This is a genomic window from Vibrio sp. zbq_1 (assembly GCF_043102935.1).
Classification (GTDB): Bacteria; Pseudomonadota; Gammaproteobacteria; order Enterobacterales; family Vibrionaceae; genus Vibrio; species Vibrio parahaemolyticus.
This window is the reverse complement of record NZ_JBICJH010000042.1, coordinates 541,094-557,036: the sequence shown is the minus strand read 5'-3', so window position 1 is coordinate 557,036 and position 15,943 is coordinate 541,094. Positions and strand designations below refer to the sequence as shown.

The following is a 15,943-nucleotide window of genomic DNA, read 5'->3' as shown; positions in this document are numbered from 1 at the left end:
GGGTGATATGAAAGTGGTTAAATACTTGTTAATGCATTTTTATTCGCTCATTGTGCGTGTATTCAATGTTTTTACGGCGGAATATACTTTAATTGTTGCTTTTTTGTGTGATTTTTGCCAAATTGTTTCCGCATTAAGATTTCAGAGTATTATTCTGAATTTGAACGGATTCATTCAGGTGATGAATGGCACGGACTTTCCCAGTGCGATTCGATACCACAGACAAGGCAGTAGAGGTCTGAAATGTCACTATTAGAGGTGAAAAACCTTCGTATTGAGTATCCATCCCGACACGGCGTTCACGCGGCCGTGAAATCACTTTCGTTTAATATTGAACGAGGTGAAATCGTGGGTGTTGTTGGCGAATCCGGTGCGGGTAAGTCCACCGTTGGTAACGCCGTTATCGATTTGCTGAGCCCTCCGGGACGCGTTGCCAGTGGCGATGTCTTTTTGGATGGTGAAAAAATCTCTGGCTTAACACCAGAAGCGATGCGTAAGGTGCGTGGCTCGAAGATTGGTTTTATCTTCCAAGACCCTATGACCTCTCTTAACCCTTTGTTTACGGTTGAGCAGCAGCTAAAAGAAACCATTCATGCCAACATGAAAGTGTCTGACGACGAGGCGTATCAACGCGCGTTGTCTCTGATGCAGCAAGTCGGCATCCCTCAGCCTGAAAACCGTCTTAAACAGTATCCTCACCAGTTTTCTGGTGGTATGCGTCAGCGTGTGGTTATCGCGATCGCTTTGGCTGGTGAGCCAGATCTGATCATCGCCGATGAGCCAACCACGGCACTGGACGTATCAATCCAAGACCAAATCCTGAATCTTATCCGTGAGTTGTGTATCCAGAACAATGTTGGTTGTATGTTGGTTACGCACGACATGGGGGTGGTTTCAAACGTTACAGACCGCGTGGCGGTAATGTACCGTGGCGATCTTGTTGAGTTTGGGCCAACGGCAAAAGTGTTGGGCAACCCAGATCACCCATACACGCGCAGCTTGATTTCGGCGGTTCCTCGCTCAGACAGAAAGCTCGATCGTTTCCCTCTGGTGAGTTACATCGAAGAAGCGACAGAAATGAAGTCGCTAGACATTAAGAATCACTGGCTGGGTCAAAGCCAAGATCAGCGTGAGTACACTGGCCCGTTGTTGGATGTGAAAAACGTCAACCTAAGGTTTGTGACTAAGGACTCTTTGTTTGAAAGCCGCCGTGAGTACGTGCAGGCATCGAACAATGTGAGTTTTGAGGTGCACGAAGGTGAGACGTTTGGTCTGGTGGGTGAGTCAGGTTCGGGTAAGTCGACCATCGCGCGCGTGATTGCTGGTTTGTATGAGCCAAACTCTGGCCAAGTGAAATTTGAAGGCATCGATCTCACGGCGATGAAGTCGGAAAAAGAGCGTCGTCCGATGCGACGTCAAATGCAGATGGTGTTCCAAAATCCATACACGTCTATGAACCCTCGTATGAAGGTGGCAGACATTATTGCCGAGCCAATTCGTTTCCATAAACTCACCAAGAATGAAGCAGAAACACGTCAAATCGTAAATGATTTGCTTGATCATGTTGGTTTGGGTCGCATGGCTGGCGTGAAATATCCTCATGAATTCTCTGGTGGTCAGCGTCAGCGTATTTCGATTGCGCGTGCCCTGGCAACTCGTCCTCGACTTTTGATTTGTGATGAACCGACATCAGCGTTGGATGTGTCGGTACAGGCACAAATTCTGAACTTGCTAAAAGATCTGCAAAGTGAACTGAACCTAACGATGTTGTTTATCAGTCACGATTTACCGGTGATTCGTCAGATGTGTGACCGAGTAGGTGTAATGCAGATGGGCACGTTATTGGAAGTCGCGCCTACCGAGCAGCTCTTTACTGCTCCACAGCACGAATACAGCAAAAAATTGATCTCTCTGATGCCTGAATTTACGGGCTTGCGAGAAGAAATCAAAACGGCATAAACCAAGTATTTCGCTTGGCTGATCTTTAGTCATTATAAAGACGCAAACACAATAACAAGGGATCCGGATCCCCGCATGAAGGAGTTATGCAAATGAAAACCATGAAAAGCAAATTAGCAGTGGCGCTAATGGCTGCGGGCCTTAGTTTTAATGCGCTAGCAGCAGATATTAAAGTTGGCTACGCTGCTGACCCAGTATCGCTTGACCCGCATGAGCAGTTGTCTGGCGGTACACTGCAAATGTCACACATGGTATTTGACCCTCTAGTTCGTTTCACTCAAACAATGGACTTCGAACCTCGTCTAGCAGAAAGCTGGGAACGTGTTAACGACACAACGGTACGCTTCAAACTGCGTGAAGGCGTGAAGTTCCACTCTGGTAACTCGCTAACAGCGGATGATGTGGTGTGGACATTTGAGCGTCTACAAAGCTCTCCAGACTTTAAAGCGATCTTCGACCCGTACGAGAAAATCGTAAAAGTGGATGACTACACGTTCGATTTGGTTACTAAAGGTCCATACCCACTTGTTCTGCAAACGGCGACGTACATCTTCCCTATGGACAGCAAGTTCTACTCAGGTAAGACAGAAGACGGCAAAGACAAGTCTGAACTAGTGAAGCACGGTAACTCATTTGCATCGACTCACGTTTCCGGTACTGGCCCATTCATCGTGACATCACGTGAACAAGGCGTAAAAGTGGAATTTGAACGCTTCAAAGATTACTGGGATAAAGCGTCGAAAGGTAACGTTGATAAGCTAACGCTAGTACCAATCAAAGAAGACGCGACTCGTGTGGCTGCGCTTCTTTCTGGTGGCGTCGATATGATTCACCCAGTAGCGCCAAACGATCACCAACGTGTGAAAGATGCGAAAGGCATCGATCTCGTGACACTACCTGGTACGCGAATCATCACGTTCCAAATGAACCAAAACAGCAATGAAGCGTTGAAAGACGTGCGCGTTCGTCAAGCTATCGTGCATGCGATCAACAACGAAGGCATCGTGAAGAAAATCATGAAAGGCTTCGCGACAGCTGCTGGTCAGCAAAGTCCTGCGGGTTACGTTGGTCACAACGAAAAACTGGTTCCTCGCTACGATCTGAAGAAAGCTAAAGAGCTGATGAAAGAAGCGGGCTACGAGAACGGCTTTGCCCTAACTATGATTGCGCCAAACAACCGTTACGTGAACGATGCAAAAGTTGCACAGGCTGCGGCGGCAATGTTGTCTAAGATTGGTATTAAGGTTGATCTGAAAACCATGCCAAAAGCGCAATACTGGCCAGAGTTTGATAAATGTGCGGGTGACATGCTGATGATCGGTTGGCACTCAGACACTGAAGACTCTGCGAACTTCAACGAGTTCCTAACAATGACTCGTAACGAAGAGACAGGTCGTGGCCAGTATAACTGTGGTTACTACTCAAACCCAGAAATGGACAAAATTGTAGAAGCAGCGAACGTGGAAACGGATCCAGCGAAACGTGCAGAAATGCTAAAAGGCGTTGAAGCGACGCTTTACAACGACGCAGCATTTGTACCGCTACACTGGCAAAGTGAAGCGTGGGGCGCGAAGTCTAACGTGAAAGCAGCAGACATTGTGAACCCAATGGTTATGCCTTACTTCGGCGACCTAGTGGTTGAATAATCACATGATGTAGTTAGAAGGAGGGGATGCGTTCCCTCCTTCAGAGCTTCTCTCAAGGGATGCTTGATGAGGCTCATCACTCAGCTCAGTTTTGTTTCAGTCGGATTGAGCGAGTTTTACAGACTGAATTTTCTCTCTAAATTTAGAGATCTATGGATAGTTAAGGGGCAAGGAATGTTTTCGTTTCTGGTCAAGCGCCTGTTTCAGGCACTGATAGTGATGTTTGTGATCAGTTTGGTGGCGTTTGCCATTCAGGACAACCTGGGTGACCCGCTGCGTGAGCTTGTAGGTCAGTCGGTTTCAGAGTCGGAGCGTCAAGCGCTGCGTGATGAACTGGGCCTGAACGATCCCTTTATCACAAAGTACACTCGCTTTGTCGGTAATGCACTGCAAGGTGATTTAGGTACGTCTTACTTTTTCAAGCGCCCAGCGGTTGAGGTTATTCTTGATAAGCTGGTGGCGACACTAGAGCTCGTGTTTGGCGCGACGCTCATCATTATTGTTTTATCGATACCACTTGGGGTGTACTCCGCGATTCACCCGAAAAGTATCTTCACCAAATTTGTCATGGCGATGAGTAGCGTCGGCATCTCGATTCCGGTCTTCCTGACGGCGATCATGCTGATGTACGTCTTCTCCATAGAGCTTGGTTGGCTGCCTTCCTACGGGCGGGGCGAGACCGTCAACGTGCTCGGTTGGGAATCTGGCTTCTTTACCATTGATGGTATCAAGCACCTGATCTTGCCGTGTATTGCGCTGGCATCGATCATGTTGCCGCTGTTTATCCGTCTGGTTCGTTCAGAAATGCTGGAAGTACTGAGTTCGGAATACATCAAGTTCGCTAAGGCTAAAGGTCTGAACTTACAAAAGATTTATTACCAACATGCACTTAAGAACACCATGCTACCGGTACTGACGGTAGGTGGCGTGCAAATTGGTACCATGGTGGCCTACACCATCCTCACAGAAACCGTGTTCCAATGGCCGGGCACTGGCTTCCTTTTCCTAGAGGCGATTAACCGTGTTGATACACCGCTAATCACAGCCTACGTAATCTTTGTTGGTCTGATCTTCGTGGTAACCAATACCATCGTTGACTTGCTGTACGGCATCATCAACCCAACTGTGAACCTAACTGGAAAAGGAGCTTAATCATGAGCCAAACCAATACTCCTGCTGCTCCTTCAGCCGTTCCATCTGCGTGGGAGCGCTTTAAAAACTCGGATTTCTTGTACTACTTCAAGCGCGACAAAGTGGCGATGGCGAGTTTTACGGTGTTTCTGATGTTCTTGGTGCTGGCACTGGCGGCGCCAATTCTGGCACCAACTGACCCGTACGATCTGACATCTATCGATATCATGGATTCAGAATTACCACCATCTTGGATGGACGGCGGTGAAGAACGCTTTGTGCTCGGTACGGATGAGCAAGGCCGTGATATTTTATCGACCATTCTTTACGGCTCTCGTTTGTCGCTGACGATCGGTTTCCTCGCGGTCGGTCTACAGCTTGTACTGGGCATCATCATTGGTTTGTCGGCAGGCTACTTCGGCGGTCGTATCGATAGCTTCTTGATGCGTTTTGCAGATGTGCAGTTGTCGTTTTCAACCATGATGGTAGCGATCATCGTCTCGGCCATTTTCAAAGCCAGCTTTGGCAGCGATTTTTACAGCCAATACGCGGTCGTGATGCTGGTGGTGATCATCGGTGTGGCTGAATGGCCACAGTACGCGCGTACGATTCGTGCATCGGTACTGGCAGAGAAGAAGAAAGAATACGTAGAAGCGGCACGCGTGATGGGCTTTAAAGCTCCACGCATCATGTTCCGCCATATTTTGCCGAACTGTTTGTCACCAATCTTGGTTATCTCAACCGTTCAGGTGGCCAACGCCATCATGTCGGAAGCAGCACTGTCGTTCCTAGGTTTGGGTCTGCCAGTTGACCAACCATCTTTGGGTGCGTTGATCAGCATCGGCTTTAACTACATCTTCTCTGGTGCTTGGTGGATTACAGCCTTCCCAGGTATTGTGCTAGTTACTTTGGTACTGGTTATTAACCTTCTGGGTGACTGGTTACGCGACGTATTTAACCCGAAACTGTACAAAGGTTAAGAATTTAGACATAGAGCATTGTTAAATCGCTCATTTCCTTCCTAAACTGAGAGCCGGATGCAATTCCGGCTCTTTTTTTGCTAGTTATTCTTTATTCACATTTTTTTGGCGCTTTGCCGCCATAATGACCTTACCCACTAGTTCAGAGTGAAGCGTATGGAAATGAAGAAGGCACACCTCTTATCACGCATTGTCCAATCAGGCCTCAACTTAGGAGGGCTATTGCTGTGCGCCCAATTTTCAGCCCCCGTATTGGCCGATGACTTTCTTTGTCAGGCGACTCAAGCGAGCGACAAAGAACTGCCGATGCTAGAGAAAAGTTGCCCAATCGGTCAGGGTGTTTGGGGAAAGAAAGTGCCGCAAGGAGGCAATGATTTCTATTGGATTCAATGTGGCTTGCTGCCTAAACCAATGCCACTTGCCAAAGCCAAACCCATTTACAGCAAAATCACCACCGATGTTTGGATGAAGCCCGAAACAAAGGGCTATCGTTGTCTTATTGGGCCTTATACAGAATTTTCTAAAGTGTCTGCTGATTTGCGAGGAGTCAAAACCTTGTCGAACTATCGCGAGGCATTTATTCGTGTGGTTGGCAAAGGGAGTGACAACACCGTGAAGCAAACGCAGCTGTCATCAAAGCCGACTCCTGTCGCCAAACCAAACGTCGCCCCGAAGCCTGTTGCGCCAGTCGTGACCAGTCGTCCAGATACCGAGGCGTTTAAAGCTTCTGCGACAAAAACGACAGCGCAGCCAGTTACGGCAAAAGAGCCGAAACCGAGCACGACAACAAAACCGGTTGCGAAAGCAAAACCAGCACCGAGCGTAAAAGGCAATGGAGAGGTGGAAGTGCGCTTGCGAGCGTCTCTACATGGCAAAACGTATGTCGTGCCTTACCTGTTAGATAATCAGTTTTATATGGAATATGGTAAGCCGTGGAATCGACTCAACTACGAAAGCTCGCAACAGATTTGTCAGCAGTTGGGCATGTCGCTCGCCACGGCGACTGAATTTAAAGCGTTGCGAGATTCTGGTGTGATGGAGAAGAACAAATGGCCGCTGCAATTGCCGTATTGGGGTAAAGATAAGAAAGGCTTGTTTGCCGATCGAGAACCAAATCAGTTAACCGGCACGTCGTTGTTGAATGTGATGTGTGTGAAGTAGCGGTTGTTCATCCTTAATGTATCCACATTTTAGGACGAAACGCGCTTTTTAAAACGAAGAAAGCCCCGCGATGCGGGGCTTTTTTGCGGTCTCAAATATTGTTGCTACTTGAGAGGTGTTTCTTTGTGACAGTTTGAGCAAATGTACACTTCTTTGATACCGACAAATCGTTCCCAGAAGGTTCGACGTCTTCTACGTAAATGCACACTGTCGCAACAAGGGTTGACGATGGTTGCTTTAGTCATCGTCACCTGGCTCCAAAATTGGTAGTGAAGCCGCGATGCTTGTCATTACTTCTTTGTTGTGAGAGTACAGGCCATATTCCGGCGCTGATTCATGACCGTTTTGCTCTTTACTCCAATGAATACCGATGTAGAAATCACCAAAATCACGGTTGATGTAACGATGACGAGTTTTGTAATCTGATTGTGAGCCCGTTTCTTCTAGAATCAGCAGTTCACGACCTTCATCATCCTTGATTTCCCAGTTTCCTGGCGTTTGGAAGCCGGTCGGCATGAACGACGAGTAATTGTAAGTGTCAGCGTCGTATTCGTATGTACCTGAAGAGTATTTCAGGATTTTGTCGTCGTCTTTGCCTTTACTTTCTACCATCAAGTCATGCTCTACCGTGCCATGTTTGATGTGTTCTGCAACCGAAAGTGATTCCGCAAACGGTGTGTTGCTTGAATCCATCCAGAACAGTTCATCATCTGAGATTTTAACGATAATCTGAGTGCCGTTATTCCCGGTTTTGTGCTGGTACAGCATTTCATACTCTTCGCCGTAGCTGTTGTATAGCTTGCCGTCTTTTAGCTCGACGTCTTCACAGTCTTTGTTGTTGTATTCCGCGTAACCGGTTTGTTGGTCAAGATCTGCAAGAATGGCGTAGGCATCGTGTTCCCATGTGTTTTCTAGGACGTCGCTGATGTTCGCTTTGTACTCTTGGTTCATCTCATCGTGGTTTGAACCCCAGCAGAATAGTAGGCCCTCAGAGTCCTGCATCAACATGGCATAGCCAATTTCACCATCTTTTTGCGCAAAGCTACCCATTTTCCATTCTTGACCGTTGAAGTGCGCTTTCGTGAAGCCCAAAGTCGGTACTACTGGTGGTGGCGTAACGCCTTCTTTTACTTCTGGCATGCTGAGTGCAATCTGCACCGCGGTATGACCATCTGTTGCGCTAATGGTAAGTGCTGCACCAGATTCACCAGCTTTTGTCGGTGTGCCTTTAATGGTGATAATCGCATTGCCATCTTCAATTGCTGATAGGCCTTCAATGCCTACGTAGTCCGCTGAGTAGTCGGTGATCTGACCGTCTTTATCTTGGAACAAACCAGAAATATCGAGCGTTTGTTCAAACAGTTCGCCCTGTTGTAGGTACCAGCCATCAACAATGGATTGCAGGCGAGCTTGCTCTGCTTCAACAACCATTGGTGGTAAGTTTGCAGATTCGATTTCGATTTCGAATACTGTGCTCACAGTTGATAGCACATCCCCGTTAGAGTTTTTGTCCTGCGCCGTTAGAACAATCTCAAAATCACCGGATTTTTCTACGATAGCGGCTGGGTGTAGAACAATTAGGTTACCAACTTGCTCAACTTCAATGCCTGTGCCCGCTAAATTATGCGTCAGTTTTGTGCTCACAAGGCTTTGGTCTTTGTCTTTGAAAAGACCTTCGATGTTTAGCTCAACGCCATCAAATGCGGCACCTTTTACGATTTCTGGTAGCTTATCCAGTTTATCTTCAGCTGCGTCTTCTATGGTTTCGTTGACGGTTAGCTTGTTGTTGACTACCGTTTCAGGCGCTAAGTTGTCGCTATTCGGCGTGCTATCAGTGATGACTGGACGTAGGCTTGGGTCATTGATGTTTTCGCCAGACGCGACAAGACGATCCACTTCTTGGTTTGCCGCTTGAGCAAACTCTGTCGCTTTCTTCTCGTAATTTGTTGGGTTTTGCGCTTTAGATTCTGTCAGAATCTGAGCGGTTTTATGTAGTTCGGCGTTTTTTGTCGCACCTTCAACAAAGTCACTGTACAGATCAATCGGAGCTTCCTCTGAGCCTCCCAATGCTTTGTTTACGTTTGCTTTCGCGTCTTCTTCAGTAATTGAAGGGTCTTTTGCCATTTCAATCGCCACAAGGTCCGTGATAGGTGAGATCACGTTAGACGATGATGGTGCGCGGAATACGATTTCGTGCGCCATAGCTTGGCTTGGGTGGTCCATATCTACGGTGTAGGTGCCAGCGTATTTCTTGGCATCCAAGGCGATAAGTTGTTTCTGTTTCGCACCGTTTGGAACGAGAGTTTGCAGTGCTAAGGTTTTTTCTGGTTTAGCGGCCAGTGTAAGCTGACCTTTCTCATCGGTCAGACCAAGAATAGATTCTTGAGTGTCCCATTGACCGTTGTTGTTCGTGTCTTCAAAAACAACTGCATTTTTGAAGTAGCCGTCAAAACCTGTGATCACAACACCGTTGCTTGCACTGCTTGAACCGCCATCTGAACCGCCACAGCCTGTAAGAGCGATAGCCACTGACGCTGCTAATAAACTCACCTTATTCATTATTCATTTGTCCTTGTTCGTTTCCGAATGAGAAAGTCGCTTTTTTTATTGTTGTTTTTCTTAAATCTCACTAGTGAGATTTAAGAAAGTTGTGTCTTTTTAATCACTATTGAGTAAGTGTTCAAGACACGAAAAACCGCATAAAACCCGTAAAATTTATTTGAGTTTTTTGTCGATGAGGAAGGAAATGAGACTTTGATCACGGTTCCACTTTTTGTTTTTAGTGATTTAATGGTCAAAATAACATTATGTATTTTAAGTGGTTATTTTTTGTTGCTTGAGCGTAACGGCTTTGGGCTGTGATAAATCATATTGATTTTAAATTCTTCAACGCGATCAGCCAGTTCAGGCTTTGGACGCAAAATGTAGCTGTACACCTCGCCATCAAGTAGTTCGTCGTAAGGCGAGTAGCTCAGATCAAATGCTAACGATTGTTGTCTGGTCGTGGGGTTACTAATGTATTCGTAGCAGTCAATTAGGTAAGTCGGATCGTAGGGGTTAGGATCGGAGATGATGTCGACCTGATAGTCTCCTTGACCAGCAATGACATGGCTGCCGTACCAGATGGCGACATCAGCACAATACAAGTTTGGATTGTAAGTGCGTAAGTTGAGATCGGAATCGATGCTTTCACCATGAGGACCAATGACTTGAGTTCCATGGTGATAAATATAATTGCCAATTTCAGCCACGAGATAATCGCCGTTTGGGCGAGGTAGCAAATAGTCAAAAAAGAATATCTGGTATAAATATCGTCCTGTCGGTGCGTTGATGCGTTTTTCCATCGATTGCTTGTTCTTTTGCATGGTATAGCTTTCGAATTGTTTGCCATCAAACACGGTGGTGAAATAGTTCTGAGTCTCTTTATGAACCTGAGATGGGTACACCTTTTTGGTGGTCCAGATTTGACGAGCACCATTTGCGCTAACAATCAACGAGTCATCACTGATTTTATAATGGCCCACTTTTTTTAGTGCTCCCTTTTCTGGGCATAAGCGCTTGTTGTTGGAGGCGGCAAAATACACTTCTTCGTTTTCAAACTGAAATGCTTCGCAATACACCACTTCATACGCGTACGCGATACCGCCAAGGTTTTGTGTGGTTTCGAGGCGATACACAATGTCACCGACCAAAGGATGGTCGGTGTTGTTTTGCTCTTCTTTAACGACTGGCAATTCAAAACGGGTCGTGACCCAGGCGTAATCTTCTTCACCATGATGATTGTCACGAGCTGCCACGGCTAAGTAAGTGGTTTGGTCGATTTCTTCTGGCGCACCTTGTACCACGATTTGGCCTTGGTTGAGCACCTGAAGACCATTGGCGTTTTCTAACCAGATCCGAGTTGTGAGCAGGTCACCATCGGGGTCTTCAAACAATTGGTTCAGGCTTAACGAATTGCTGATCGGCTTGTTTTGCGTCAGCTCCCAACCATAAATGATGGTTTGCAGTTGCTGTTCGACCGATAGATTGATGATGGGTTTGCTGTTGTTCGCCGCATCAACCTTGGGTTGTGGTGTCACCGCCGTCAGATCGTAAGGGTAGTAACCATCAAACGTATCGAAAGGGTTCTCGGCGACGTTTTGTTGATCGAATGGGGTGGCATTAAGCACAGCATCTAAATCGAGAGAGCTCGAGCCGTCCAACGCCGATGTTGTGAGCGCCTGCTTCACCTCAATTAACGACGTACGTTCACCATAGTGATGTTGGCTTTTTCTTTTATCGACAGGAGAGCTGTTTAAAGAGCTGGCCGCAGACGCCATGTTGCTCTCGTCACTTAACAAGTAAACGCCCAATAAACCGGCGCCGATCGCGCCGATAATCCACAGTTTCTTGGTCATGATTTATGCGTGTGCCATTCTTGATTGCAGCCAGCTGCGTGAGAACTTGAGGTCTTTTTCGATCAGACTTGCGCTGCACTCTAGCAGTTCGCTGATCTCCTGGTTCTTCATGCCCATCAGGTATTTGAGTTTTAAGGCGCTCGATTGACGTGGGTAACGTGTGCTAAAGCTATCTAAGGCTTTGTCCATGATGATCAACTGCTCAAAGCGGTCTTCTTCGTCCTTCATCAGCGTGATGTGCTGGCGTTTTTGCGCTTGGTGTGAGCGAGCGTTGTCGATCAATATTTGGCGCATGACTTTAGCTGCCATTAAGAAAAAATCACGCTTGGTGGCGATTTCACTCATGTCGCAGTTTGACATTTTTAGGTAAGCATCATGAATCAATGCGGTGGTGCTGTTGACGCTGTCTGCCAACACCATGTTGTCGGTGCCGTATTTTTCGGCGTTGCGCTCACGTTCTTGTTGGGCGATTTTACGCAGTTGCAAATAGGCGAATTGGTACAGCTCGCTTTCGGCTTGTTTGTTGCCAGACTGCCACTGCTGAATAATGTGGGTTAGGGCTGAAGTCGTTGCCATGGTTATACCTCTTCACTCACTTTGACAAATTCAGAAATCGTATGCGTTTCAATATGATCAGAACCATCTCGGTTACGACTAACGTTCTGTTGGTAGCGATACAAAATGCCTTGCTCCCAGTTGGCTCCCGCCGGTAAGTATTCCCAAGTGGTGTAGTTGATTTCTGCCGGAGTGGTTGACCAGCGCACCATGATGTTCATTTGCGCCAAATTGGCTTTCGGTTCGTCATTGTTTACCCACCACATATCGGCAAACTCGCGGGTGACATCTTGGGTGTATAGGCTTGCATCGGTTGGGCAGGTCTCGGCGCTGCGTGGCAATCGCATCACTTGTTGGTGGCGCATTAACAGACACGATTGTGTCATGGATTGCTGATGGTATTGGGTTTGCTGCCACACGCCGAGGTAGTCGATGTCGTGTTCGCTGGTGTTAGGGTAGGAAAACCACAGCATTTCAGTGCGGTTGCTGTGTTGGATGTGTTTGTTGCGTCCGAGACCTTGTACTTTCTCCATAAAGAGCTCAGTGCTTGGGTCAAAATTCATCGCGACTGAGCGATATTTCCAGTCGCCTTCATCGTCAAAGTCTTCGAGAGAGAAGCCGTTCAAGTCGTTGCGGGTGCATCCTGTGATAGAGCAACCAACAAGGTTAAACCAATCTGCAAACTTGCTAATCGGCTCGACAATATCTTCCGTAATTTGGTGATTCGGTGATATGAAGCAACCTTGAAAATGGTCGCCAACACTCGGGTGTTCAATTAACGAATCTTTGGTGATGGTGAATCGGGTCTCACCAAAAGGGGGGCGATATTTGGGGTGATGTTTATAGCGCAGATCGTAGGCACAAGCGCGGCCCTGCCAATCTTTCTTTTTGATCACGATGTTTTTGAACGTGATGCCGCGAGGTTCAAAGATGATCTCATCAGAGGCAAAGTTTTCCTCAATGTACTGCTGGCTTTCGTTCAAGTGATCAATCGCCTCATCGACAGAAACCCAGTCGAGGTTGAGATGTCGTTTAGCGTCATCCAGATAATTGAGATCGAGACTCTTGAGCTGGCTTTGAAAGCGAGGATCAGACAACACACGGTTGGCTAAGACAATTTCCTCACGATTCTCAGGCGTGCTGTCGAGAGAAAGCAGCAGACGCGTCATATTGATGCTGCGGCTGGGTTTGGTCGTCGCCATCGTTGGCGTAAGCACTTCTTGGCTCGATAAGGTTGTTAGCAGATAACCTTTGTCATCGTTACCAAGGAAGAAACTGATCACATCACCTGGTTGGTAATGAAATGCGCCTTGCTGAGTGACTCCTGTGATATTGGAACTGGTTTTGTAATACAGGCCAGTCACTGGAGAGTCGATAAAGTAGCCTTGCTTCAAGGTTGAAGCTGGCGGGTGTGAAGTGGCTGCAGAAGCATCTGCCGCCAAAGTGGACGTAGCCGTCAATGCAGACAGCCAAAATACCACTGAACGTGTATACATCTTGTTTAAGCCTTATTGGTTGGTGCTGTCCTTAGACGCACAATTTGGCTGACAACTCATTGGTGTAGTTAGGTGCTTCTCTGGCACCGGTGTCATCATCGCCAACAACATTTTTTGTTTTATATGTTTGGGGATATCTGGGTTAGAGAGTATCCGCCTTCGTGTTAGCTCCATCATGGAGTTCACCGAAAGATGTTCGACGTTCTGCCCCTTCGCATGAAAGATGAGGCGAGTCAGTTCGTACATCATATCTTCTGCAATCTTCTTCTCTTGTTGCAGTTGGATATTCTTTTGAATCAATGCATTACCAAATAGCACGCCGGATAAAACCAGAATGGCAGATAATGCTGCAGCCAGCGGACGGCGCTGCACTAAACGCAATGCGCTGTACAACGGCCAATGTTTTTTTTGTTCGATTGGGCGCCGCTCAAGCATGCGCTCAATATCAATTCTTAGTGCTCGAACATCTGAATAGCGCAGTTTTGCGGCAGAGCGTGTCGCGCGTCTAATGACCCAGTAAACATCAGACCAAACGCGCGGTGACGGAAACATCATCGCGAGAATTTTACCCAGAGAGTACACATCGCTTTGCGCCGTCAGAAACTGACCAGTCTGTTGTTCTGGACTGGCAAAGTTTTGGCTAAACGCAATTAATGCGGGTGGGGATTCGCCACCGTTGTTTTGCACTTTCTGCGTCAGGTTGAAATCGAGCAATTTCGGTCGTTTATTTGGGTCAATCAAGATATTTTCAGGCTTGAGATCGGCGTGTAACACGTGGTGGTGATGCGCGTGTTCCATTGCCTGACAAATCTGCTTAAACAGCGTGAGCTTCTCACGGTCTGTCAGTGTGACTTCGGCAAGATAATCATCCAATGTTTGGCCAAACACGCGCTCCATGACGATGTAAACCGAGTCGTCATGCAGGCCGCCGTCAAAGACTTTCGCAATATAAGGGTGATTTAAACGTGCTAGTAGCTGCGCTTCATCGAAAAGTGCCCGTTGTCCGAGCACATTACTTAAATTGCTTTGGATGAATTTGATCGCAAGATCTTGCTCGAAGGTCTCATCTGCACGTTGCGCGGCATAAACGACGCCCATACCACCACGCCCCAACTCATGAGTTAGGCGATACTTACTGATCACTTCGCCACTAAGGTCGATCTCGCTGTTGGTCGCTTGATGAGCGCCAAAGTAAAGCAATTGCGTTAATCGCTCTTCTGGGGCTTCATGGGCTAAAAGGGGCGCGAGTTGAATGTATAGCTCAGGTTGACTCTGTTGCAATTCTTGGAGGTATTGCTGCTTTTGAGAGTCGTCCAGATCAAGAAGATGATAATAAACTTGGGTTTCGCTGGAGCCTAACTGCACAGTGCCTGATATCTTATTGTTTTACGTGCGCTATTTTATAAGAAACTCAATATTAATGTCATTTATTTATTCGTTTTGCGAGTGTTTCTTTAAAAACAACTCTGTAACAATAAGTGCATGATTTTATTGTGGATATTATGTTTGGCTTTTGGTGGCTTGTCGGCATCCTGTGTATTCGTCATAATGTTACATGTAACATTATTGATAAATCACATATTTATGGCTCAACAGAATAAAAAAACACGAACGACATTGCAGGATGTCGCAGACCAAGTTGGCGTAACGAAGATGACGGTTTCGCGCTATATGCGCAATCCAGAATCGGTGGCTGAGAAGACCCGCGTGAAAATTGCCGCGGCAATCGAGGAGATGGGGTACATCGAAAATCGCGCCCCCGCGATGTTGTCTAAGTCTTCCAGCAAAGCCATCGGCATCTTACTTCCTTCTCTGTCCAACCAAATTTTTGCTTCCTTTGTTCAGGGCATAGAGACGGTCACTAAGGCCAACGGCTACGAAACACTACTGGCACACTTTAGCTACGATGAGTTGGAGGAAGAGCGCAAAATCGCCTCTTTGCTTTCCTACCAAGTGGATGGGTTGATTTTGACTGAAAGTCACCACACTCCACGTACGTTGCAGATGATCAAAAACGCTGGCGTTCCGGTGGTCGAAACCATGGAATTGCCGCCACAACCGATTGATATGGCTGTGGGCTTGGATCATGAAGACGCTTCGTACAACGCGGTGAAACGTATGTTGGACGCTGGCAAACGCACCATTGTTTACTTTGGCGCGCGTTTGGACACGCGTACCAAACTGCGTATGCAAGGCTATGATCGCGCGATGAATGAAGCCGGACTCGAACCCAAACATGTGTTAACTGGCGTGCACTCCAGTTTCTCCCTTGCGCATGATTTGCTTGAACGCGCACTGGAAACGTACCCAACGCTCGACGGGGTGTTCTGTACCAACGATGACATCGCAATTGGTACTATGCTGAGTGCGCAGCAGCGTGGCATTCAAGTCCCGCAGCAATTAGCGGTGGTGGGTTATAACGCGTTGGATATCGGTCAGACCATCAGTCCGAAGCTGACCAGCGTTGATACGCCTCGTTTCCAAATTGGTGTAAAGAGTGCAGAGCTTTTAATTGCGCGTCTGAAAGGCGAAGCGCAAGAAGAAAAAGTGTTTGATATGGGTTATCAGATCACTTCAGGAGAGAGTGTTTAACTCGCAGTTAACCGCTCTTCGTATTC

Annotated in this window: 12 protein-coding genes; 6 read left to right on the top strand and 6 right to left on the bottom strand. The window is 47.1% G+C overall.

Annotated elements, in window-relative coordinates:
• Positions 1 to 243: 243 nt before the first annotated feature.
• From ACF8CV_RS22300 to ACF8CV_RS22280, 5 genes are all read left to right on the top strand, one after another.
• On the top strand, positions 244 to 1,959 hold the full coding sequence (locus tag ACF8CV_RS22300) for an ABC transporter ATP-binding protein (protein ID WP_005455179.1): 1,716 nt from the start codon (positions 244 to 246) through the stop codon (positions 1,957 to 1,959).
• A 92-nt stretch (positions 1,960 to 2,051) separates the two neighbouring features.
• A complete protein-coding gene (locus ACF8CV_RS22295; RefSeq protein ID WP_005478744.1) occupies positions 2,052 to 3,605 on the top strand; it encodes an ABC transporter substrate-binding protein in 1,554 nt (517 codons plus the stop codon).
• 174 nt (positions 3,606 to 3,779) lie between these two features.
• Positions 3,780 to 4,757, top strand: coding sequence for an ABC transporter permease (locus ACF8CV_RS22290; protein WP_005455219.1), 978 nt, complete (start codon positions 3,780 to 3,782; stop codon positions 4,755 to 4,757).
• Positions 4,758 to 4,759: 2 nt separating this feature from the next.
• Positions 4,760 to 5,716: an ABC transporter permease gene (locus ACF8CV_RS22285; RefSeq protein WP_005455202.1), complete on the top strand. Its 957-nt coding sequence runs from the start codon at positions 4,760 to 4,762 to the stop codon at positions 5,714 to 5,716.
• A 156-nt stretch (positions 5,717 to 5,872) separates the two neighbouring features.
• Positions 5,873 to 6,877, top strand: coding sequence for an SPOR domain-containing protein (locus tag ACF8CV_RS22280; RefSeq protein ID WP_208871004.1), 1,005 nt, complete (start codon positions 5,873 to 5,875; stop codon positions 6,875 to 6,877).
• Positions 6,878 to 6,981: 104 nt separating this feature from the next.
• Here the strand turns inward: ACF8CV_RS22280 and ACF8CV_RS22275 are convergent, their stop codons facing one another.
• From ACF8CV_RS22275 to ACF8CV_RS22250, 6 genes are all read right to left on the bottom strand, one after another.
• On the bottom strand, positions 6,982 to 7,122 hold the full coding sequence (locus tag ACF8CV_RS22275) for a hypothetical protein (RefSeq protein WP_005493029.1): 141 nt from the start codon (positions 7,120 to 7,122) through the stop codon (positions 6,982 to 6,984).
• Complete coding sequence (locus ACF8CV_RS22270; RefSeq protein WP_155007063.1) at positions 7,115 to 9,436, bottom strand: acid phosphatase; 2,322 nt, start codon at positions 9,434 to 9,436, stop codon at positions 7,115 to 7,117. The genes ACF8CV_RS22275 and ACF8CV_RS22270 overlap by 8 nt, the downstream gene beginning before the upstream one ends.
• Positions 9,437 to 9,699: 263 nt before the next feature.
• Complete coding sequence (locus ACF8CV_RS22265) at positions 9,700 to 11,274, bottom strand: hypothetical protein (protein WP_138938317.1); 1,575 nt, start codon at positions 11,272 to 11,274, stop codon at positions 9,700 to 9,702.
• Between the two features lie 3 nt (positions 11,275 to 11,277).
• Complete coding sequence (locus ACF8CV_RS22260) at positions 11,278 to 11,850, bottom strand: sigma-70 family RNA polymerase sigma factor (RefSeq protein ID WP_005455178.1); 573 nt, start codon at positions 11,848 to 11,850, stop codon at positions 11,278 to 11,280.
• 2 nt (positions 11,851 to 11,852) lie between these two features.
• Positions 11,853 to 13,325, bottom strand: a complete 1,473-nt coding sequence (locus tag ACF8CV_RS22255) for a hypothetical protein (protein WP_005487539.1) — start codon at positions 13,323 to 13,325, stop codon at positions 11,853 to 11,855.
• 12 nt (positions 13,326 to 13,337) lie between these two features.
• Complete coding sequence (locus ACF8CV_RS22250) at positions 13,338 to 14,690, bottom strand: serine/threonine-protein kinase (RefSeq protein WP_025558682.1); 1,353 nt, start codon at positions 14,688 to 14,690, stop codon at positions 13,338 to 13,340.
• A gap of 219 nt (positions 14,691 to 14,909) precedes the next feature.
• Here ACF8CV_RS22250 and ACF8CV_RS22245 point away from each other — a divergent pair, with 219 nt between their 5' ends.
• A complete protein-coding gene (locus tag ACF8CV_RS22245) occupies positions 14,910 to 15,917 on the top strand; it encodes a substrate-binding domain-containing protein (RefSeq protein ID WP_005496635.1) in 1,008 nt (335 codons plus the stop codon).
• Positions 15,918 to 15,943 lie beyond the last annotated feature (26 nt).

Coding starts and splice junctions, on each gene's coding strand:
- ACF8CV_RS22270 (WP_155007063.1), bottom strand. CDS start 9,436: ATGAATAAGGTGAGTTTATTAGCAGCGTCAGTGGCTATCGCTCTTACA.
- ACF8CV_RS22260 (WP_005455178.1), bottom strand. CDS start 11,850: ATGGCAACGACTTCAGCCCTAACCCACATTATTCAGCAGTGGCAGTCT.
- ACF8CV_RS22295 (WP_005478744.1), top strand. CDS start 2,052: ATGAAAACCATGAAAAGCAAATTAGCAGTGGCGCTAATGGCTGCGGGC.
- ACF8CV_RS22280 (WP_208871004.1), top strand. CDS start 5,873: ATGGAAATGAAGAAGGCACACCTCTTATCACGCATTGTCCAATCAGGC.
- ACF8CV_RS22290 (WP_005455219.1), top strand. CDS start 3,780: ATGTTTTCGTTTCTGGTCAAGCGCCTGTTTCAGGCACTGATAGTGATG.
- ACF8CV_RS22245 (WP_005496635.1), top strand. CDS start 14,910: ATGGCTCAACAGAATAAAAAAACACGAACGACATTGCAGGATGTCGCA.
- ACF8CV_RS22255 (WP_005487539.1), bottom strand. CDS start 13,325: ATGTATACACGTTCAGTGGTATTTTGGCTGTCTGCATTGACGGCTACG.
- ACF8CV_RS22285 (WP_005455202.1), top strand. CDS start 4,760: ATGAGCCAAACCAATACTCCTGCTGCTCCTTCAGCCGTTCCATCTGCG.
- ACF8CV_RS22275 (WP_005493029.1), bottom strand. CDS start 7,122: ATGACTAAAGCAACCATCGTCAACCCTTGTTGCGACAGTGTGCATTTA.
- ACF8CV_RS22265 (WP_138938317.1), bottom strand. CDS start 11,274: ATGACCAAGAAACTGTGGATTATCGGCGCGATCGGCGCCGGTTTATTG.
- ACF8CV_RS22300 (WP_005455179.1), top strand. CDS start 244: ATGTCACTATTAGAGGTGAAAAACCTTCGTATTGAGTATCCATCCCGA.